The sequence below is a fragment of the Streptacidiphilus sp. PAMC 29251 genome, assembly GCF_054208735.2.
Genome location: NZ_CM135725.2, coordinates 6,819,294 through 6,838,503, shown reverse-complemented (window position 1 = coordinate 6,838,503; position 19,210 = coordinate 6,819,294). Strand labels below are relative to the sequence as shown.

Sequence of the window (19,210 nt, the reverse complement as noted above, 5' to 3'; positions counted from 1 at the left end):
CAGCTAGGCCTGGTCCAGGAGGGATGGCTGGTTCAGGAGGGATGGCTGGTCGTCCGCCGGATCGGTGGTGCGGGTCGGGGGCACGGGGATGTGCGGGGTCGGGCGGGGGCTGCGGGAGCGCCGGCGGCCGTCCCAGCGCCAGGGGGTGACCAGGACCGCGTCGATGCCCTCGCGTCGGCTGAGCTGGGCGATGCCGATACCGGGGACGGTGGGGTAGCAGGCCCACTCGCGTTCGCTGGTCATCACCACGTCCAGATCGAAGGCGGCCAGCAGGCCCAGGCACTTGGCCCGCGAGTCGTCGTCGACGCCGGCGAAGGCCTCGTCCAGGGCGATCAGCCGCGGGGCGTGCGGGCTGCCGGAGGAGTAGTGCGAGGAGGCCGCGGCGAACAGCGGCACCGAGGCCGCGAGGACGCGTTCGCCGCCCGAGGCCGGGCCGGTCGCGGGACGCCACTGCCCGTCCTGGCGGCGCTGGATCGTGAACCGGTGCCAGGCGCGGTAGTCAAGGGCGCGGGTGAGCTGGTCGGTCCAGGAGTCGCCAGGGTGCTCCTCGCGGTCCTGGGCGATCCTGGCCTGCAGGAACTCGCCGACCAGGGCGCGGTCGACCGGCCGCCAGGCGTCGACGGACTGGCGCAGCAGCTTGGTGCGGATCTGTTCGAGGCCGGGCGGTGCGTCCTTGGCGGGCTGCCACAGCAGCCGCAGCGCCATGCCGGTAGAGGTGGGGCGGGCCGCCAGGTCTGCGTTCATCGCGCCCGCCTGCTCCTCGGCCCCGGCGATCAGCTCCTGGAGCGCCCCGGCGACCTCTCCGATCAGGTGGTTCTCCAGCAGCTCGCGTTCCTTGGCCGAGAGCAGCCGTCCGCGCTGGGCCACCTCCTCGCGCAGGGACGCGGTCAGCGCCGGGACGTCGTGGGTGCGGCCCTGGAACAGCACGTCGATGACCACGAAGCCGTCCCGCAGGGTCATGCCGACCGAGTGGCCATGGCGGCTGAGGGCGTCGGTGAGGATCTTCTGCTCCCGGGCGACCCGCTCCTGGACCAGCTCCCAGGGCCGGTCGGCGTCGTCCACTCCGTCGAGCTCCTGGTTGACGGCGCGGGCCAGCGCGACGGCGGGGGTGGGGATCCAGTCCTGGTCGGTCGGCGGGGTCTCCAGTGCGGGCAGCGCGGTGGCCAGCAGCCCGGTGGCGGCGAAGGTCCGCAGGGCCCGGACGGCCTGGTCACGGTCGGCGGTGGTCTCCTCGATCCTGCTGTTGATCTCATCGCGCCGGCCGCCGGCCCTGGCCCGGTTCTGCAGGGCCTGGTCGCGCTCGGCTCCGGTCTGCCGCTCGTCGGCGTCGCGTCGCCGCATCGCCTCCTCGGTCTCGGCGATGCGGCGGAACAGCTCGTCGACTCCCGCGCCGACGGTTTCGGCCAGCACCCGGTGCCGTTCGGCGGCGGCTCCGGACTCCTGCCGGGCCGCCTCGGCGGTCCCGGCGGCCTCGGCCAGCGTGGTGGCGGCGTCCTCGGCGTCGGCGAGCGCGGCGGCGGCGTCCCGGGCGGAGCGGTAGCGGGCCGCCGCGGCCGGGAGCAGCGCGGCCAGCGCCGCCCGGTAGCCGGCCAGGGCCTCGCGGACCTGGTCGACCCCGGCGCGGGTGGCCGGCAGGCCGGTGTCGGCGGCGTACTCGGCCACCTCGGACGCGGCCAGCTCGGCCTGTTCCCGGCGTTCGACCGCCACCCGCTCGGCCTGGTGCAGCCGTTCAGCCAACCGCCCCAGCAGCTGCTGCTCGTGGGCGAGGCGGGTGTAGGCCTCGCGCAGTGCCTGCTCGCGGTCGAGCGGCTGGGCCCGCCGGTCGGCGGCGAGGGCGGCGGCGCGGTCGTGGAGCACGGTGCGCCGGGCTGCCAGCAGGTCAAGGCGCTCGCTGAGGGCGGCGCGCAGCTCGGCCAGCTCGGCCAGCCGGGCCCGGCGCGCGGCCTCGCGGGCGCCCTCACCCAGGTACTGCGCGGTCTCCTTGACCCAGCCGCCGGTGAGGGGCCCCAACCGGTAGCGGCCCTGGACGCTGACCCAGGCCGGGTGGTCCCCGGCCTCGGCCTCGGACAGGGCGATCGCGGCGAGCACGGCCCGTACGGTCTCGTCGGTGAGTCCGACGGCGGCCGGATCCTGCCGGTCCACTGCCGGGACCAGGAGCTGCGTCAGATCTGCCGCGGGGGCCGGGTGCCGCGGGACCAGCAGGGCGTCCCTGGTGTCGGCGGCGAGCAGCGTGCCCTCGGGGGTGAGCCAGGCGTCCAGCAGTCCTGAGGCCTCCAGGGCCGCTTCGAGGCCGGCCCGGTCGGCGGCGGGGACGTGCGCGGCGAAGTCGACGGCCCGCCACAGCGGTGCGCCGGGGCGGTCGGTGCGGCCGTCCTGGTCCCGGGTGTGGGGCTGCGGCGGGCGGTCGTGGCCACCGGACTCCAGCCGGGCGGTCTCCTCCTCGGCCGCCGCGCGTTCGGCGGCGAACGCGCGGTGCTCGGCGGTGAGTTCGGTCTCCTGACGGGTCAGTTCGGCGGCCTGCTCGCGCTGGGCCCGGTCCGCGGCCTCGGCTGCCGGGTTGGCGCCGTCCAGGGAGTCGGTCCACTGCTCCAGGGCGGACCAGGTCCGGTCCGGGTCGGGGAGCCGCAGCTCCGAGGTGCCCTGGTGCCAGGCGCGGTAGGCGGTGAGGAGTTCCTGGGCCCGGTCGGTGACGACGGTGGCGGCCTCGGCGGCGCTCTCGCGTCCGCCCTCCAGGTCCTCGGCCCGGCGGCCGGCCTCGGTGTGGGACTGCTGGGCCTGCCGTTCGGCCTGCTCGGCGGTGTCCAGCAGTTCGGCCAGGCCGGTGACGGCCTGGCGGCGGCGCTCCAGCGCCCGGTCGCCGACCCGCCGGGCCTCCGGGTAGGGCGGGTGGTCGGCGGCCAGGGCCTCGGTGACCGCGCGGTGCTCGGTGCCGGCGGCTGCGGCGGCCTGGTCGGCCTCCTGCCCGGCGCCGGCGAGGCGGGTCGTGTCCTGCTCCGCCGCGGCGGCGGCGTCGGCGGCCCGGCGGGCCCGGCCGGCGGCGCTGCGCTGCGCCCTGTCGTGGGCGGCGGCGTGCTCGGCGGCGACCCTGGCCGAGGTCTGCGCGTTCGTCCTGGCCTGGTCGAGCTCGCGGGCTGCGTCCATTTCCGGGCTTCGCTGCAGCGCGCCGTGGGCGGCGGTGAGGGTGACCCGCTGGTCGGTGAGACCGCGCAGCCGCTCCTCGACACCGGTCAGCTCCACCTCGGCGGCGGCGTGCTCGGCCTCGGCCTCGGCCAGGTCGCGGCCCAGGTGCTCGTACCGGCTGTGGGCGACGCGCAGCAGGCCGGCCTGGCGCTTGGCGGCGATTCTCGCGTAGCGGCGGTAGTGGCCGAGGAAGCTGTCGGCTGCCCTGGACGCGTCGGCGAGTGCGTCCAGGGCGTGCTGCTCGTCGTCCAACCCCCGGAAGGCTTCGGCGAGTTCACCGACCAGGGCCGGGTCGAGCGGCGGCAGCGCGTCGGTCAGTGCCCTGGACAGCAGCTTCTCGTCGGGCCTTTTGGACAGCTGCGGCTGGCGCAGCGAGATCAGCAGGCCGACCAGGGCCTCGTAGCGCTCCTGGCCGAGCCCGAACAGCTGCTCGTCCACGGCCCGGCGGTACTCGGTCGCCGTGTCATGGACCAGGCCCGCCTCTCCCAGCGCCTCGCGCAGCCGCTCCCGGGTGTACGGGACGCGGGTCGCGGACAGCAGCGGGAGGTCGGGTCCGATCCGCAGGGTGGTGGTGAAGTACCAGTGCTTGGCGATGCCGCGGCCCTTGACGGCTTTCAGTCCGCAGCCGATGGTGCGGTACTGCGCGGCGCCGTACTCGTCCAGGCGGCCGAACTCCAGCCAGCTGTAGCCGGTGCGCTCGTCATGCGGGTGCTTGCCGCCGAGCAGCAGGTTCCACTCCATCCGCTTGTTGCGGTCGCCGTCCGGCTCGACCCGGTTCGCGGCCAGTTCCCCGTCCAGCAGGAAGGGCAGGGTGAGCGCGAGCACCTTGGACTTTCCGGTCCCGTTGTTGCCGCGCAGCAGCAGGCGGCCGTCGTGGAAGTGGAACTCCTCGACGTCGTAGTAGAACAGGTCGACCAGCCCTGCTCGCAGCGGCTGCCAGCGGGTACGGGCGGGCTCGGGGAGCTGCGGGTGCCGTTCTCCGGTCTCTCCGGTCATCAGCGGGTGCGGGCCTTCCGGATCGTGGGCGCGGCGAGCGCGTAGCGGGACAGGGCGGGCTTGGGGGTGACGACCTGTTCGGCGGGTCCGTCCCCCGAGCCGTCCCGTTGACCGGTCGGGACATTCCGGCGGTGGATCAGGTCGAGGGCCTCCAGCCGGTCCAGTGCCCCGGACAGCACCTCGGCGGCAACGGCCGGCTCACGTACCGCCTTGCGCCAGTAGGACTGGTGCTGCTCCGCCAACTTCCGTACCAGTAGCATGAGTTCACTGGTCTTCTGGGGGCGCCCCGCGGTGGCGAGATGCGCGGCGACCAGCAGGGTGGCGTGGCCGTCGGTGCCCTGCTCGGGCATCCGGACGTCGGTCAGCTGGTCGTCCGGGTCGGCCATGGCTATCCCCTCCGCACGCAACTCGCCCACCAGGCCGGTGAGTTCGTTGATCCGGCGGACGATGGCATGGCGCTGGGAGACCAGGTACGACTGCTCCTCCTCGGTCAGGTCCTCGTAGTAGACGACGGGGTCGTCCAGCAGCATCCGGGTCAGCCGGTGCCGCAGCGAGCGCAGCCGCAGTTCGTCGGTCTCCGGGGCGGGCTCGGCGGTCAGTTCGGCAAGACGCTGCCGGAAGCCGGTGGCGGTCACCGTGGACGGCCCGCGCCCCCCGGCCAGCAGGCCGCCGAGGACCCGGCGTCCGACGTCGTACAGCACGTCGTTGCCCCCGGAGGCCAGATAGGCCTCCTCGTCGCCCGCCACCCGCTCCAGCGCACCCCAGTCGAGCAGCAGCCGGACCACGGCCACCAGGTCGGAGCGCTCCTCGCGGCGTTCGAGCCGGAACTCGACGCCCGCCTGCGCCAGCGCCGGATCCGCGGCCGAGTCGAGGACTCCCTCGGCGAGACGGCCCAGCGTGATCTGGGCGTCGGCCCGGTCCAGTACCGCCAGCGCCAGGCAGAGCAGGACGTAGCGGCGGCGGGTGAACGGTGCCCTGGTCCGCGGGGCGCGGGCGGGGCGGGTGGCGTCGTCCAGTCGGGCCGGGGTCTTGAACAGCCTCGCCGTCTCCGAGTCGACCAGCAGCCGCCAGCCGGTCTCCTGGGTGAACCAGGCGGCCAGTTCGGCGGCGTGCCGACGCACCGTACGGAATTCCGGGTCGGCGGTCGTGAGCAGCGGTGAGGCCAGCAAGGCCCGGGCGGCGCGGCGGCGTTCGCCTGCCTCGTCGACGATGGGCGTGCTCATGCGGCGCCCTCCTGCACCAGGTCGATGATCTCGATCCGGTGCTCGGGGCCGGTGAGGACACCGTCCACGGTCGGGATCCGGACCAGCCGGGCCGCGTCCACCAGTTCCAGCCGGATCTCCAGGGTTCCGTCCGCGCTGACCGCGCCGGACTGCTTCTGGTCCGGTCTGCGGGCGGACAGTGCGTCGCCGAGCAGGGCCAGGAACAGCCGGAAGGCTTCCGGGTCGAGGCCCTCCGGGCCGGCCGGTGCGGCCAGGTCCGACAGCATCACCTCGCCGCGCGTCGCCAGCCGGGACCGTGCCGCCGCCGTCTGTGCGGTCTCCTGCTCCGCCTGTTCCACCAGCGCCTGCCGGGCCTCGGTCCGGTCGGCGATCCGGTTCGGGCTGCCCCGGCGCTCGTACGATCCCGTCTCCCGCAGCCTCGGGCTGATCCTGAGCGCGGGCGCGTCGGCCCACGGGGTTCCGGGCGGGAGGTCGGCCTCCAGCCAGGCGGCCTCACTGTCCGCGTCCACGCTCAGATGCCGGGCCGGGGAGAGGGCGAAGGCCGCCCGCCACAGCCGGTGCGCGTCGGCGTCGTCCGGGGCCTCCGCGAAGAACCTGGCCAGGGCACGGAAGTCGGCGGATCGGTCGGACCGGCCGCCGCGGCGCTCGTTCAGCGCGGCGACCGTGTTCACCAGGCCGGTGATGGCGCTGACAGCGGCGCCGCGCAGCAGCTTGGCCTGCGAGGGCTGACGCGCCGAGCGGCTGAGGAACCAGTCGGTCAGGCCGCGCCAGCGGTTGCGCCAGCCGGTCAGCGCGATCTCCTGGGCGAGGTGCAGTACCGGGGTGCCGGGGTCGGCCTGAGCCGCGACGGAGCCGCCGTCGGGGACGGCGTCGGCGGCCTCGCGCCAGGCTGCGTCGGCGAGCAGCCGGTCCACCCCCACCGCCGACAGCCGGCCCAGCAGGTCGGCGATCTGCGCGCCCCGGTTGGCCAGGTCGGCGATGAACCGCTCGATGTACTCCACCAGCCGGTCCTTGTAGGCGATGAAGGCGTCCTCGCCGGCGTCCTGGAAGTCCGCGGTACGCCGCAGCGAGGCCATGAACGCCTGGGCGTTGTCGGCCAGACTCCCGAACCGCTCGGCCAGCGTGAGCAGCAGCAGGTGCGTCTTCGCCGGATCCGGATCCTCCTCGCCCGCGAGGGCGAGCAGTGCGGCCAGTTGTTCGGCGATGTCCGCGAGCGCGACCGACTGCAGCTGTCCCCGCTGCCCCAGCGCCTCGTCGTAGACGGTGATCGCTCTGATCGCGGCCTGCCCGTGCCGGGTCAACTGGTACAGGTACCTGGCCCGGTGGAAGTCCTGGACCGAGGTGACCCGGCCGGTGTCGACGTCGGCGCGCAGGTTCCCCCAGCGCACCAACTGCTCCAGCGCCGCCCCGACGGTCTCGGCCTCCCCGGGCTGGAGCCGCAGTTCCTCAGCGACGTCCTCGGGGCGCAGGTGCACCGTGAAGCGTTCGCGCGCCTGTCCGAACGCTCGAAGGACTGCCACGTAGAGATCGGTGTTCGGTGCACTGAGATAGGCAAAGGGCAGGGGCTCGGTCGACTCACTCACATCCAGCAGTGTGCCGCATCACCGCAGGTCCGTGCCGGTGGACTTGACATTCTTCGGGTACCGCGGAACGCTGCGCCAACGCGGGCGGGGGAACGCCGGATTCGGCGCTCCCCCACTCCCCCGGTCCCCCCGGTATTTCCCCCCGTTCGTCACACCCGGCCGTATCTCCCGTTACGGCTGGGTGCGGACGTGGTCCGGGCGGATCGGAGAGCCGCCCGAGTCGGATCCGTCATCCGGCTGGGTGTCATCGGTCGTGGCCTCGGCCGCGTCCTCGGCGGCGGGCTCCGCAGCGGTTGTGTCCTGATCGGACGGAACCGCAGACTCCTCCGGCGTGCTCATGACGCATCTCCTCGTTTCGATCGCCCGGTGCGGGAGGCTCCCCCGCACATCAGTCATTGTGGTTGACCTGGATCAATATCCGATCAACGAGGAGTATCGGCTACCCGGCCCGGTCTTCGCATCGGTTGTGCCGAGCAGGGCGCGGACGGTCGCGGCCTCCGGCGCGTTCAGCTCCTCGAAGATCCGCAGCGCCTCGGTCAGGCTGCCCCGGGCGCGGTACTCCTGGCCGAGCGCGAGCAGCGCGCGGCCCAGGGCGGCCTGGGCCAGGCCCTGGCAGTAGCGCAGGTCGAGGGTGCTGCCCAGCTCCAGCGCCTGCTCGGCGAGGACGACCGCCGCGGCCGGGCTGCCGAGGTCGGTGCGGCAGTCGGCCAGCCGGGCCAGGGACGGGCCCTCCAGCCAGGGCCGCTGCTGGGTCCGGAACAGGCCGACCGCCTCCTGGAAGCGGTCCGCCGCGGCGGCCGGTACGCCCGAGCCCTGCTGGGCGATGCCCAACTGGTAGACGGCGTCGGCCAGGCAGCCGCGGTTGCCGGAGACCCGGGCGATGGCGATCGACTTCTCGGCGGCGCGGACCGCCTCGGCGCAGCGGCCCGCGGTCAGATGGGCGCGGGCGATGTTGCCCAGCAGCCGGGACTCGTCGGCCAGGTGGCCGAGCTCGGCGCTGAGGCCGCGGGCCAGCTCCAGGTAGGGCAGCGCCTGCTCCGGGCGGCCCGAGGAGTTGAGCGCCAGCGCCAGTTCGCTGGCGGCGGTGTAGCGGATCTCCAGGTTGTCGTCCGTCTCCAGCAGGTCGAGGGCGGCCCTGAGCTGCTCCTCGGCCTCGGTCATCCGTCCGGCGAGGGCGGAGAGCAGGCCGGTGAGGTAGTGCAGCCGGCCGGTGCTGCGCGGATCGGCCTCCTTCCGGGCGGTGTCGAGGGCGAGCGCGAGCACCGGGCCGAAGCCCTGCGCCGAGGCCTCGTTCTCGAACATCCAGATCCAGCCGATCAGCAGGTCCACCACCGCCCGCAGGCCCTGGGCCGGGGCGTGCCGCAACACCTGCTCGGCGACGGCCGGCACCAGGTGCCGTTCGGCCCGGAGCCAGGCCCAGGCGGAGTCGTCGTCGGCGAAGGGGAGGGGGGCGGGGCCTTCCACGGGGGTGGTGGCGGCCGGGTGCAGCCGCCAGTTGAGGGCCTCGTCGCCGATCAGGGTGCGCCAGGCGTCGCAGACCCGGGCCAGCAGCTGTTCCAGCAGCCGCAGCGGCACCAGGCGGCGCAGTTCCGCGCCGTCCTCGGTCTCGGCGCGGGAGCGGGCGAAGAGGCGGAGCAGGTCGTGGTAGCGGTAGCGGCCGGCTCCGTCGGCCTCCAGCAGGCCCGCGTCCACCAGGGACTCCGCCAGCTCCTCCGCCTCGGCCTCGGCGCCGCCGAGCACCGTCGCCGCGCCGAAGACCGGCAGGGACGGCCCGTCCGGCAGCGCCAGCAGCCGGAAGGCCCTGGCCTGATGCATCGTCAACTGCTGGTACCCGAGCTGGAAGGTGGCCTCCACGGCGAGGTCGCCGACGCGTAGCTCGTCCAGTCGGCGGCGCTGGTCCTCCAGCCGGGCCAGCAGCGAGCCCACGGTCCAGGACGGGCGGGCGGCGAGCCGGGCGGCGACGATCCGCACCGCCAGCGGCAGCAGCGCGCAGGCATTGACCAGGGCCCGGGCGGCCGGCTCCTCGTCGGCGATCCGGCCCGGACCGGCGACGGCGGCCAGCAGCGACACCGCCTCGTCCTGCTGCAGCCCGGAGACGTCCAGCAGCCGGACCCCCGGCAGCTCGGCCGGCCGGGTACGGCTGGTGACCAGGACCGCGTTGCCGGACGTCCCCGGCAGCAGCGGGCGGACCTGGGCGGCGTCCCTGGCGTTGTCCAGCACCATCAGCACCGACCGGTCCGCGAGCAGCGAGCGCAGCAGCGCACTGCGCTGCTCCAGCTGTTCGGGCAGTTGCTCCGGCGCCACCCCGAGCGAGGAGAGGAACTGGGCGAGCACGTCGGCGGGGTCGGCCGGCACGGGTTGGGTGCCGTTCAGGTCGGCGTAGAGCTGGCCGTCCGGGAAGGCCTCGCGGGCCTGGTGCGCGACATGGACGGCCAGGGTGGTCTTGCCCACGCCGCCCAGCCCGGACAGCGCGTGCACGCCCACCGCGGACCCCTGCCGAGCCGCCGTCAGCGCCTGCAGCAGATACGCCACGGTCTCCTCCCGACCGATGAAGTCGGGCAGGTCGGAAGGAAGTTGGGACGGGCGGGGGATCGGCGCCGCGGTGGCGTTGGGGCCGGACGTCGGCAGCACAAGGTCAAGGCCCGGGTCGGCCGCGAGGATCCGGCGGTGCAGCGCGGCCAGCTCGGGTCCTGGCTCGACGCCGAGCTCGTCCACCAGCAGCCGGCGGGTGTCCGCGTAGACGCCCAGCGCCTCGGCCTGCCTGCCGCTGCGGTACAGCGCGAGCATCAGCTGCGCCCTGGGCCGCTCCCGCAGCGGCTGCTCGGCGACCAGCGGGCCCAGCAGGGCGGCGGCCTGGCCGTGCAGCCCCTGGGCCAGGTCGGCCCCGGCCCGCTCCTCGATCGTGTCGAACCGCAGCGCCGCGATCCGGTCCCGCTCCCTGACCGCGTACTCGCCGGGGACCCCGGCCAGCGGCTCGCCGCTCCACATCGCCAGCGCCTGGTCCAGCAGCGCCCCGGCGGCGGCCGGATCCCCGGCGGCCTGCTGCTTGGCGGCGCTGGTACGGAGCTGCTCGAAGGCGTTCAGATCCAGCGCGCCCTCGGGGGCCCGCAGGGCGTAGCCGTCGCCGACCGAGAGCAGTACCGCGTCCCGTCCGCGCGCCGCACGGTCCGGGTCCAGCAGGGCGCGCAGCCGCGACACATAGGTGCGGACGGTGCCCACCGCGCGCGGCGGCGACGTCTCGCCCCAGATCCCGTCCACCAGGTCCTGCACCGGGACGGCACGGCCTGCGGCGAGCAACAGCCGTGCCAGCACGGCGAGTTGCTGCGGCGAGCCAAGTTCTAGCGGTACGCCGTCCAACCGTGCCCGCACCGCGCCTAGCAACTGGAACTCAAGCGGAGGGCGTACTTGGTCCTCCTGCGACCTGTCCATGGTCTGTCTCCCCATGCGACGCGGAACCCGGGCGGGGTCGATCCCCTGCGACGCCCCCGGACCCTAGCACCGGCTGCCGCGCCGCCATAGCGGGCATTTCGCCGAACCTCGCCGACCGGGCGCCGTTGAACGGGCGTTGAGCAACCCCTTCTACGGTCTCCCACCTGACGGCCGGGGCCACCGGTCCCCATGGGGAGAGCGTGAAGCGTGAGACGGACAGCCGCCCCGCAGGCACCGACACCAGAACCGACGCCGGCGTCGACGCCCGCAACGACCGAAGCCGACGCGGCGCAGGGCCCGGCCGGGCCGACCGCCGCCGAGGCCCCGTACCTCGCCTTTCTGGGACGGGTGCGCGCCTGGTCCGGGGACTGCCCGCTGCTGACCGGCTCGCCCCGGCAGCAGGCGGTGCTCGCCATGCTGGCGCTCCGGGCCGGGCAGGAGGTCAGCTGCGCCGAACTGGTCGACGGCCTCTACGGCGAGGGCGCGCACGCCGAGGACCCGGCGGGCTGGGCGGCCGAGGAGGTCCGCCGGGAGGCCGAGCGGTTGCGCGGACTGTTCGGGCTGTCCGGGCCGTTCGGGCCATTCGGGTTGTTCGGCAGCCCGCGCCCGCTGCTGCAGCCCGTCGGTGACGGGTATCTGCTGGAGATCGCACCGGACCGGGTCGACGGCATCGCCTTCGAGCGGCTGGTCGGCGCGGCCCACGCGCTCCGGCCCGGCTCCCCGGCCGACGCCGCCGACCTGCTGGAGCGGGCCTTCGTGCTCTGGCGCGGCACGCCGCTCGACGGGGTGCCCGGACCCTTCGCCGTGGGCGAGCGGATCAGGCTGCAGGCGGTGCACCGGATCGCCGCCGACCTGTGGCACGACCTCGACACGGCCGCGCGGGCGCGGGCGGTGCCGCTCCGGCCGCACCTGCGGAGTATCGCGAATCGCGGTCGTGGAGCAGGGTGCTGACGCACTCCGGATGAGAAGATCTGCTGACGAACAGCCACATTTCGTCCACAGATCAAGCGTAGGGATCCGTGACGCGGCATGACCGGCCGCTTCCCACTCCAGCGCGTTCCCGGATTCCCGGAGGCAGCACGTATGTCGCACCACAACCGTCGTCCCCGTCCCGCACGGCGGTCCGCGCTCCTGCGCCGTGCCGCGGCGATGTTGGCCGGAGCCGCTGTGCTCGCGGCCACCGCGCTGGCGGCGCCGGCCGCCCACGCGGCCCCGCAGCGGCGGGACCTGGGCGAGGAGGGGCTCGCGGTGGCGGCCGGGCTGGCCCACCCCGACGACCCCCCGCCCGGCACCAACGACTGGGGCTGCCGTCCGAGCGCCGCCCATCCGCAGCCGGTCGTGCTGCTCATGGGGACCGGCGCGAACATGATGCTCAACTGGCACTACATCGGCCCCAAGCTGAAGCAGCAGGGCTACTGCCTGTTCGCGCTGAACTACGGCGACACCGGGCACGGCCCGCTGAAGGCCCTGGGCGACATCCCGACCTCCGCCGGGGAGGTCGCCCGGTTCGTCGACCGGGTGCTCTCCGCCACCGGCGCCCGGCAGGTCGACCTGGTCGGGCACTCGCAGGGGGGAGGCGTGCTCCCGCGCTGGTACCTGCGGTTCGACGGCGGGACCGACCCGGCCGACCCCGCCCTGAACAAGGTGCGCAAGCTGGTCGGCATCGCGCCCAGCAACCACGGCAGCAACCTGGACGGGCTCGGCCCCGCCCTGAACTCCATCGGCTTCTTCGCCGCCGCGTCGGTGCTGTCGGGCGGCCCCGCCCTGCAGCAGCAGCTCAAGGGCTCCTGGGTGAACCGGACCGTGGACGCCGGCGGCGACACCCGGCCGGGGGTGGACTACACGGTGATCGCCACCAGGGACGACTTCGTGGTCACCCCCTACACCACCCAGTTCCTCAGCGCGGGGCCCGGCGCGACCGTCCGCAACGAGGTGGTCCAGGACGCCTGCCGCACGCTGCTGCCGATCGTGGTCACCCATGTCGGCATGGCCTTCTCCCCCACCGTGCTGGGCCTGGTGGAGGACGCGCTGGACCCGGGCGTCACCCACCCCAAGCCCTGCAGCGCGCTCGCCGACGCGGGCTGAGACCTTTTACAGGGACTCGAGCGCGGTCAGCAGCTGCGCGGCGGCGGTCAGGCCGTTGCCGTTATCTGACGGTCCGCCGGGTCGGGTAGGGGCGAGCAGAACGGCCGCGGGTCTGTTCCGGGGCAGCCGCGGGTCTGTTCCGCGGCAGCGTTCCTGACGTACCGTCAGATCTTGTTCGATCCCGAGGGAGGACGCCCGTATGACCCACCGCCCGGTTCCGCTCGACGAGTACCCCGTGCACCAGGTCCCGCTCTCCATGCGGCATGTCGCCACCGGGGACCGGAACGCCTACGACCGCTGCATCTTCCATGTGTTCGACCACAGCGGGCAGGCCCTGCTGATCGCCGGGCTCGGCGTCTACCCCAACCAGGGCGTGATCGACGCCTACGCCACCCTGCGCACCGGCGACCTGATGCACGCGGTGCGGGCCTCGGACGCGCTGGGCGAGGACCGGATGCGGCTGGCCGTGGGCCCGCTGCGGATCGAGGTGCGGGAACCGCTGCGGACCCTGCGGCTGGTCTGCGAGGAGGACCCCACCGACCCGGACGGGCTCTGCTTCGACCTGGTCTGGGAGGCCGCCTTCCCGGCCCTGTGGGAGCCGCACCACGTCGCCCGCACCGGGGACCGGCTCACCCTGGAGGGCCGCCGCTACGTCCAGGCCGGCACGCCGAGCGGGACGATCCGGGCGGGCGGGGTCGAGCACCGGGTCGCCCCGGACGGGTGGACCGGGACCAGGGACCGCAGTTGGGGCGTCCGACCGATCCCCGGCGAGCAGCCCGGCCGCGCGGCCGAGGAGCACCGCACCGAGGGCTTCCACTGGGTCTGGTGCCCGATCCGGTTCCAGGACCGCTTTGTGATGGTGGTGCTGCAGGAGGACGCCGACGGCTACCGCACCCTCAACGACGCCGTGCTGGTCCACCCGGAGGGCAGCGGGCGTCCGGACGAGCAGCTGGGCTGGCCCTATGTCGACATCGGCTACGACCCGGGCACCCGGCATCCGCACTCCGCGGTGATCCACCTCAGCGACGCGGCCCGCAAGCAGGTGGAGATCCACGCCGAGATCCTCATCGGCAGCCCGCTGGCGGTCGGCGCCGGCTATCCGCCCGCCCAGGGCTGGCAGCACGGGACCTGGCAGGGCCGCGGGTGGAGCGAGCGCCGGGTCTACGACCTGACCGACCCCGCCGAGTTGGGCCTCGCCGGGTACGGGGTCACCGACCACGCGGCCCGGTTCACCCTGGACGGCGAGGTGGGGCACGGGATATTCGAGCACGGCAGCTTCGGCCGCCACGACCCCAGCGGCTTCGCCGACTTCGCGGCGGTGGCGCCATGAGCAACGAGCTGCCGCCCGTGCCGAGTGTGGCCCGGCCGCGCACCACCACCCGTGACCCGGCCGAGCTGGAGCGCCGCCTCGGCGCCTGGGTCGACAGCTGGCTGCCGGGCTCGACCGTCGGCGGACTCTCGGTGCCGCCGACCAACGGGATGTCCAGCGAGACCGTGCTCTTCGACCTGTACGGTCCGGACCGGGCCGAGGCACGGCCGTGCGTGCTGCGGCTGGCCGCCGACACCGACGCCTACGCGGTGTTCCCGCGCTACGACATGGAGCGGCAGTACCTGGCGATGCGGCTGGTGGCGGAGCGGACCAAGGTGCCGATGCCGGGCCTGCTGCGGCTGGAGACCGACCCGGAGCCGCTGGGCGCGGCGGGCTTTGTGATGGAACGGGTCGCCGGCCGGGTGCCGCCGGACGTGATGCCGTACACCTACGGCGGGAACTGGCTGTTCGACGCGTCCGTCGCGGAGCAGCAGCGGCTGGAGCGGGGCACGGTGGAGGTGCTGGCCGCGCTGCACGCCGTGCCGGCCGAGGCGGCGGCCTTTCTGGAGCCGCTCGGACCCACCGCCGGGGCCGACCCGCTGCGGCGCCATGTGGAGCAGCAACGGGCCTACTACGCCTGGGTGGTGGACGGACGCCCGCGCTCGCCGCTGATCGAGCGGGCCTTCCAACGGCTGGAGCAGCTGTGGCCCCGGGAGGCAGGCCCGACCGTGCTGAGCTGGGGCGACGCCAGGATCGGCAACATCATCTACCAGGGCTTCGACCCGGTCGCGGTGCTCGACTGGGAGATGGCCTCGCTCGGCCCGCGCGAGCTGGACCTCGCCTGGCTGATCTTCCTACACCGCTTCTTCCAGGACCTCACCGAGAGCTCAGGACTCCCCGGCATGCCGGACTTCCTGGCCACCGACCGAATCTGCGCCCACTACGCCGAACTCACCGGCCACACCCCCGCCGACCTGGAGTTCCACCTGCTCTACGCGGCCCTGCGGCACGCCGTGGTGATGCTCCGCATCGGCTACCGCCAACTGCACTTCGGCGAGTCCCCGGCCCCCGCCGACCCGGACCAACTGATCCTGCACCGCGCCAGACTCGAACAGATGGTGAACGGCCGCTACTGGTGAACCCGCAGCTGGGCGGTAGTTTCGCGGTCATGAGTGAATCCACCGAACAGAGCCAGCGCTACCCGATTCTGAGCGGGTCGACCTTTGAGGAGCGGATCGGGTACGCGCGGGCCGTGGTCGACGGGGACTGGATCCATGTGTCCGGCACCACCGGCTACGACTACGCCGCCATGACCATCTCGGACGATGTCGTGGAGCAGGCCGCGCAGTGTCTGCGCAATATCGGGGCGGCGCTGGCGCAGGCCGGGAGCTCCTTCGCCGACGTGGTCCGGGTGCGCTACCTGCTGCCCGAGCGGGCGGACTTCGAGCCCTGCTGGCCGGTGCTGAGCGCGGTCTTCCGCGAGGTCAGGCCGGCCGCGACGATGATGGTCTGCGGCCTGGCCGACCCGGCGATGAAGATCGAGATCGAGGTGGAGGCCCGCCGCCGCCCCGGCGCCCTCAGATGACCACGGCCTTGGCCGCGCTGATCTCGTAGCCGAGGGTGAGCGTGCGGCGGTCGTCCGGGCCGAGGGTGAGCTCGTAGCGGACCACGCCCTCGGCGTCGGTGCTGTCCGGGGGCGGTGAGCAGCGCTCCTTGTCGAGCCGGACGTCCACCGCCGACAGCTCGGAGACCGGGATCCGCTCGCGGACGGCCACCACCAGCGCCGGCTCCCCCGGCGGCGCGAAGCGGGAGACCGAGAGCCGTACCGTGCGGGTGAGCACGGTACGGCCGGTCAGCGCGGTGGTGTCGCGGGACTCCTCCACCGCCCGGGTGATCCGGAAGGTGTCCTCGCTGCCGAAGGAGAGCTCGGCCGGGGCGTCCACGGCGGTGAACCGCAGCTCGCCGCGGCCGACGAAGCCGCTGCCCCTGACCAGGTCCACCGGCCCGGACAGCAGCACCTGCCCGGTGCTGTTGCGGAACCGGACCACCTGGCTGACCAGCGACGACAGTTCCGGCGCGGCGCTGTACTCGGCCCGGGCCGGCAGGGTGGAGGCGCCGAGCCGGATCCGGTGCGGGCGGCCGTCGGAGGGCAGGGTCACCGGCGCGGGCGCGGTCAGCACCCGCGCCTCGCCGCCGTCGTCCACCCCGGGCAGGGCCCCGACGGCGGCTGCGTCATCACTGGAACCGGGGCCGCCCCCGTCACCGGGGCCGCCCTCGTCGGCCGGGCCCACGGTCTGGATCTCGACCTCGCGCAGATCCACCTCGATGGTGCGCCGCTCCTCCGGGGTGCGGTCCACCAGCAGCAGCACGTCCTCCCCCAGCCGGGGCGGCTCCGCGGCCAGGGTGGTCCTGGCGGTGGAGAGGGTGACCGCGACGCCGGTCCAGTCCTCGCCGGTGCGCTGCCAGGCCACCGCGTCGCGCTGCAGCGCCAGCGTGGTCCCGTCCGCGGACAGTTCGGCCCGGTAGGCGGGACGCCAGAGCGCGCAGGGGGTGAGGTGATGCAGCGTCAGCCGGGCGGCGGCGACCGGGGCGGCGGCCTCGATCACCAGGTCCACGAAGGCGGCGAGCACCAGCGGCTGCTCCTCCGCCGCCTCCAGCGCCTGTTCGGCGCGCCGCAGCTGCTCACGGTCCTGCAGCAGCCGCCGGCCGAGCAGCCGCTGTGCCTCGGTGTGGCGGGTGTGCTCCTGGTGGGCGCGGTCCAGGTCGGCGGTCCAGCGCTCGGGGGCGGCCTCCCCGGCGCCCACACCCTCGGCGATGTCGCGGTGCAGCTCGGCCAGCAGCTGGTCCAGGATCGCGACCCGGCTCGCGGTCCGCTCCCGCTCCGCCTCCAACTGCCGGATGCCCTCGCCGAGTTCATGGACCCGGTGGCGCAGGGCCGAGGCGTCCTCAGCCGGGGCGCCGACCGGCGGCGGCACATAGAGCCGCACCAGCCGGGCGTCGACGACGGTCGCCCCGTCGGCCCCGTCCAGCTCGGCCCGCAGCGAGCGGTCCACCGCGAGCGGGGTGACCGGGCCCAGCCGGACCCGGTGCGCGCCGGCGGCGAGGTCGAGCAGCACCGCGCGCTCCAGCTCGGCCCGGTCCTCCAGCAGGGTCACCGCGGTGACCGGGCAGGGGATGGCTTCAGTGGGCATGGTCAGAGCCTCCGGTTTCCGTCGAAGAGGGCCTTGGCCACCGGCAGGCGGATCTCGTACCCGCCGTTCAGCCGCTGGCGGGCGTGCGGGGCGAGGGTGATCCGCCACACCCGCATCCCGCGCCGGTGCTGCTCGTCCTGCTCGGGCGGGACGGCCTTCCACGGCGGGGTCGCGGACTGCTCCTCGACCCGGACGTCCTTGTCGTCGCTGACCGGGACGCGCTCCCGGACCTCGACCGTGACCGGGCGGCCGAGCCGGTTGGCGAGGTCGATCTCGATGCTCTGCTCGACCACGGTCGTCCCGCCGCGCAGCCCCGCGGTGGACTCCTTGGTCTGCACCCGCCGGGCCACCTGGATGCTCTCCACCACGCCGATGCCGACCCGGCGGTGCTCGCCGGGCGCCAGCGTGGGCAGCTGAACGGTCATCAGATGGGCGCCGTCCACGCTCACTTCGGCCGCCCCCGCGAGCAGGGCGTGCCGGCTGCTGTTGTCCAGCAGCACCGCGGCGTAGACCCGGGTGTCGACGGCCGGGACGCAGATGTGCTCAAGCGCCGTCCCGACCGGGAACTCCAGCACCGGGACGGTGTGCCAGGCCCCGTCGGACGGCACGTCGACCGGGGCGCCCGCGTCATAGCGGTGGTCGAACGAGCCCGCCGAGTCCCGGACCGGACGGCAGTGCGGCGGCAGCGGCAGCCGGGCCACCGCCTCCGCCTGCCTGCGCTGCTCAGCGGCGATAGCAGCAGAGGCAGCGGAGGCAGCGGACCCACCGGACGCGCCGGACCCCGGCTCGGACGGCCGCAGCCGCCCGCGTTCCGCCCGCGGCTCACCGGCTCCGGCCAGCGCCAGCTGGGCGTAGTCGCGCAGGCCCTCGGCGGGCGGCGGCGGGGGCGGCGGCGCCGCCTTCTTCGCCATGGACGCGCTCGGCGCCCCGGAACCTCCCAGCGCCCCGGGCCCGGCCTGGTCGTAGGCGACCGCGGCCGACCGGGCCGACCTGGTCACCATCGGCCCGGCCGTCCGGTCCCGCTCGGCGCTCTGCGGGGCCATCGCGCCATAGCCGCCCCCGCCGAAGGAGGGCTCCGGAGCCCCGCCGGGCGCGGGCGGCGGCGGCATGGCCGGCCGCGCCATCGCGGGCGGAAAGGCCGGGATCGGGGCCGGCGGCGGCACCGGGCCGGCGGCGACTGCCAGCTCCGACCTGCTCTCCCGTTCCCGCTGCTTCTGCTGCTTCCGCTCCTTCTGGACCATCGACCCGAGGAAGTCGTCATAGCCGCCGAACAGCTCGGACAGCCCCGGCGGGGGCTCCCGCCAGAGCTGCGGCACGGGCTCGTTCTGCCGGCGGCCGATCCGCAGCGAGCGCAGCTCCGGCAGATCGGTGCGGCGGCGCAGGTCCGCCGTGGAGAGCCCGATCCGCACCCCGGTCCAGTCCTCGCCGCTGTGCTGGCCCACGCAGGCCCGCATCACCAGACTGCCGGCCGGCCGGTCGCCGTGGATCCCGTCCAGCCGCAGATGGTAGGTCGGGGTCCAGGTGGCGCCGGGGACGCCGTACTCCAGCTCCAGTTCGACCTCGGTGGCGGCCTCCAGCGGCTCCGGCTGATCGATCGTCAGCAGCACCGAGCTGGTCCCGGCGACCTGCTCGGTCGGCTGTCCGGACGAGGCGGCCCGCAGCCGCCGCCGGGCGATCTCCGCCTGCTGCTCCGCGGCCCGGAGCGCGTCCTCGGCGGCCAGCAGCCGCTGCTGCAGCCCGGCGAGCCGGGTGTCGACGAACTCGGCCAGCGCCAGCAGCGCGTCGGTGGGGGCGCGCCGCGGCGGGTCGCCCCGGCGCGGGACCGGCGGGACCGCCCGCAGCGCCGCGATCTGCTCGGCCTGCGCCGCGAGCGCGGCCCGCGCCGCCCCGGCCGCGTACAGCGCCTCCTCGGCGGCGTCGCACTCCCGCCGCAGCGGCGACAGGTCCTCGGCGGCCGAGAGCTCGGCCGCCACCACCCGGCGCACGTCCAGGATCCGCAGGCCACCGGACCCGGACCCAGGCCCGGACCGCAGTGAACCGCGCAGGCTGTGGGCGTCCACGGTCAGCGGCAGCCCGTCCAGCCTGACCCGCAGCGTCACCGGCGGGCCGGGCGGCAGTGTCAGCACCGCCCGGCGGCGGCAGAGCGCACCGGCCGCGTAGACCACCACCGAATGCAGCACGGAAGTGAGTTGACGGTCCGTATCGCTCATGGTG

At 74.7% G+C, this 19,210-nt stretch carries 12 protein-coding genes; 5 read left to right on the top strand and 7 right to left on the bottom strand.

Going from position 1 to position 19,210, the window contains the following annotated elements; translation table 11 throughout:
• Window positions 1–3: 3 nt before the first annotated feature.
• From ACXKR8_RS32650 to ACXKR8_RS32630, 5 genes are all read right to left on the bottom strand, one after another.
• Window positions 4–4,176: a TIGR02680 family protein gene (locus ACXKR8_RS32650; RefSeq protein ID WP_458268166.1), complete on the bottom strand. Its 4,173-nt coding sequence runs from the start codon at window positions 4,174–4,176 to the stop codon at window positions 4–6.
• Entirely contained in the window at window positions 4,176–5,399 is a 1,224-nt protein-coding gene (locus ACXKR8_RS32645; RefSeq protein WP_458268165.1) for a TIGR02678 family protein, read from the bottom strand. Before ACXKR8_RS32645 ends, ACXKR8_RS32650 begins: the two co-directional genes overlap by 1 nt.
• Entirely contained in the window at window positions 5,396–6,982 is a 1,587-nt protein-coding gene (locus ACXKR8_RS32640) for a TIGR02677 family protein (RefSeq protein WP_458268164.1), read from the bottom strand. Before ACXKR8_RS32640 ends, ACXKR8_RS32645 begins: the two co-directional genes overlap by 4 nt.
• Before the next feature lie 171 nt (window positions 6,983–7,153).
• A complete protein-coding gene (locus ACXKR8_RS32635; RefSeq protein WP_458268163.1) occupies window positions 7,154–7,321 on the bottom strand; it encodes a hypothetical protein in 168 nt (55 codons plus the stop codon).
• Between the two features lie 72 nt (window positions 7,322–7,393).
• Window positions 7,394–10,411, bottom strand: a complete 3,018-nt coding sequence (locus ACXKR8_RS32630; RefSeq protein WP_458268162.1) for an AfsR/SARP family transcriptional regulator — start codon at window positions 10,409–10,411, stop codon at window positions 7,394–7,396.
• 207 nt (window positions 10,412–10,618) lie between these two features.
• Between ACXKR8_RS32630 and ACXKR8_RS32625 the strand changes: the two genes are divergently transcribed.
• The 5 genes from ACXKR8_RS32625 (at window position 10,619) to ACXKR8_RS32605 (ending at window position 15,390) form a co-directional block, all read left to right on the top strand.
• A complete protein-coding gene (locus ACXKR8_RS32625) occupies window positions 10,619–11,362 on the top strand; it encodes an AfsR/SARP family transcriptional regulator (protein ID WP_458268161.1) in 744 nt (247 codons plus the stop codon).
• Between the two features lie 132 nt (window positions 11,363–11,494).
• On the top strand, window positions 11,495–12,496 hold the full coding sequence (locus tag ACXKR8_RS32620) for an esterase/lipase family protein (protein WP_458268160.1): 1,002 nt from the start codon (window positions 11,495–11,497) through the stop codon (window positions 12,494–12,496).
• 199 nt (window positions 12,497–12,695) lie between these two features.
• Window positions 12,696–13,826: a hypothetical protein gene (locus ACXKR8_RS32615; RefSeq protein ID WP_458268159.1), complete on the top strand. Its 1,131-nt coding sequence runs from the start codon at window positions 12,696–12,698 to the stop codon at window positions 13,824–13,826.
• The gene (locus tag ACXKR8_RS32610) at window positions 13,823–14,944 is read left to right on the top strand and encodes a phosphotransferase family protein (protein ID WP_458268158.1); all 1,122 of its coding nucleotides are present in this window, start codon (window positions 13,823–13,825) and stop codon (window positions 14,942–14,944) included. Before ACXKR8_RS32615 ends, ACXKR8_RS32610 begins: the two co-directional genes overlap by 4 nt.
• 29 nt (window positions 14,945–14,973) lie before the next feature.
• A complete protein-coding gene (locus ACXKR8_RS32605; RefSeq protein ID WP_458268157.1) occupies window positions 14,974–15,390 on the top strand; it encodes a RidA family protein in 417 nt (138 codons plus the stop codon).
• Here ACXKR8_RS32605 and ACXKR8_RS32600 read toward each other — a convergent pair.
• Together ACXKR8_RS32600 and ACXKR8_RS32595 are read right to left on the bottom strand one after the other, a co-directional pair.
• Window positions 15,383–16,996, bottom strand: a complete 1,614-nt coding sequence (locus ACXKR8_RS32600; RefSeq protein WP_458268156.1) for a mucoidy inhibitor MuiA family protein — start codon at window positions 16,994–16,996, stop codon at window positions 15,383–15,385. The genes ACXKR8_RS32605 and ACXKR8_RS32600 overlap by 8 nt on opposite strands.
• Window positions 16,997–16,998: 2 nt before the next feature.
• Window positions 16,999–19,206, bottom strand: a complete 2,208-nt coding sequence (locus tag ACXKR8_RS32595; RefSeq protein WP_458268155.1) for a DUF4139 domain-containing protein — start codon at window positions 19,204–19,206, stop codon at window positions 16,999–17,001.
• Window positions 19,207–19,210: the final 4 nt, after the last annotated feature.

Excerpts from the sequence above, each read along its gene's own strand:
- ACXKR8_RS32650 (WP_458268166.1), bottom strand. The coding sequence starts at position 4,176 with ATGACCGGAGAGACCGGAGAACGGCACCCGCAGCTCCCCGAGCCCGCC.
- ACXKR8_RS32645 (WP_458268165.1), bottom strand. The coding sequence starts at position 5,399 with ATGAGCACGCCCATCGTCGACGAGGCAGGCGAACGCCGCCGCGCCGCC.
- ACXKR8_RS32635 (WP_458268163.1), bottom strand. The coding sequence starts at position 7,321 with ATGAGCACGCCGGAGGAGTCTGCGGTTCCGTCCGATCAGGACACAACC.
- ACXKR8_RS32630 (WP_458268162.1), bottom strand. The coding sequence starts at position 10,411 with ATGGACAGGTCGCAGGAGGACCAAGTACGCCCTCCGCTTGAGTTCCAG.
- ACXKR8_RS32620 (WP_458268160.1), top strand. The coding sequence starts at position 11,495 with ATGTCGCACCACAACCGTCGTCCCCGTCCCGCACGGCGGTCCGCGCTC.
- ACXKR8_RS32615 (WP_458268159.1), top strand. The coding sequence starts at position 12,696 with ATGACCCACCGCCCGGTTCCGCTCGACGAGTACCCCGTGCACCAGGTC.
- ACXKR8_RS32610 (WP_458268158.1), top strand. The coding sequence starts at position 13,823 with ATGAGCAACGAGCTGCCGCCCGTGCCGAGTGTGGCCCGGCCGCGCACC.
- ACXKR8_RS32605 (WP_458268157.1), top strand. The coding sequence starts at position 14,974 with ATGAGTGAATCCACCGAACAGAGCCAGCGCTACCCGATTCTGAGCGGG.
- ACXKR8_RS32600 (WP_458268156.1), bottom strand. The coding sequence starts at position 16,996 with ATGCCCACTGAAGCCATCCCCTGCCCGGTCACCGCGGTGACCCTGCTG.
- ACXKR8_RS32595 (WP_458268155.1), bottom strand. The coding sequence starts at position 19,206 with ATGAGCGATACGGACCGTCAACTCACTTCCGTGCTGCATTCGGTGGTG.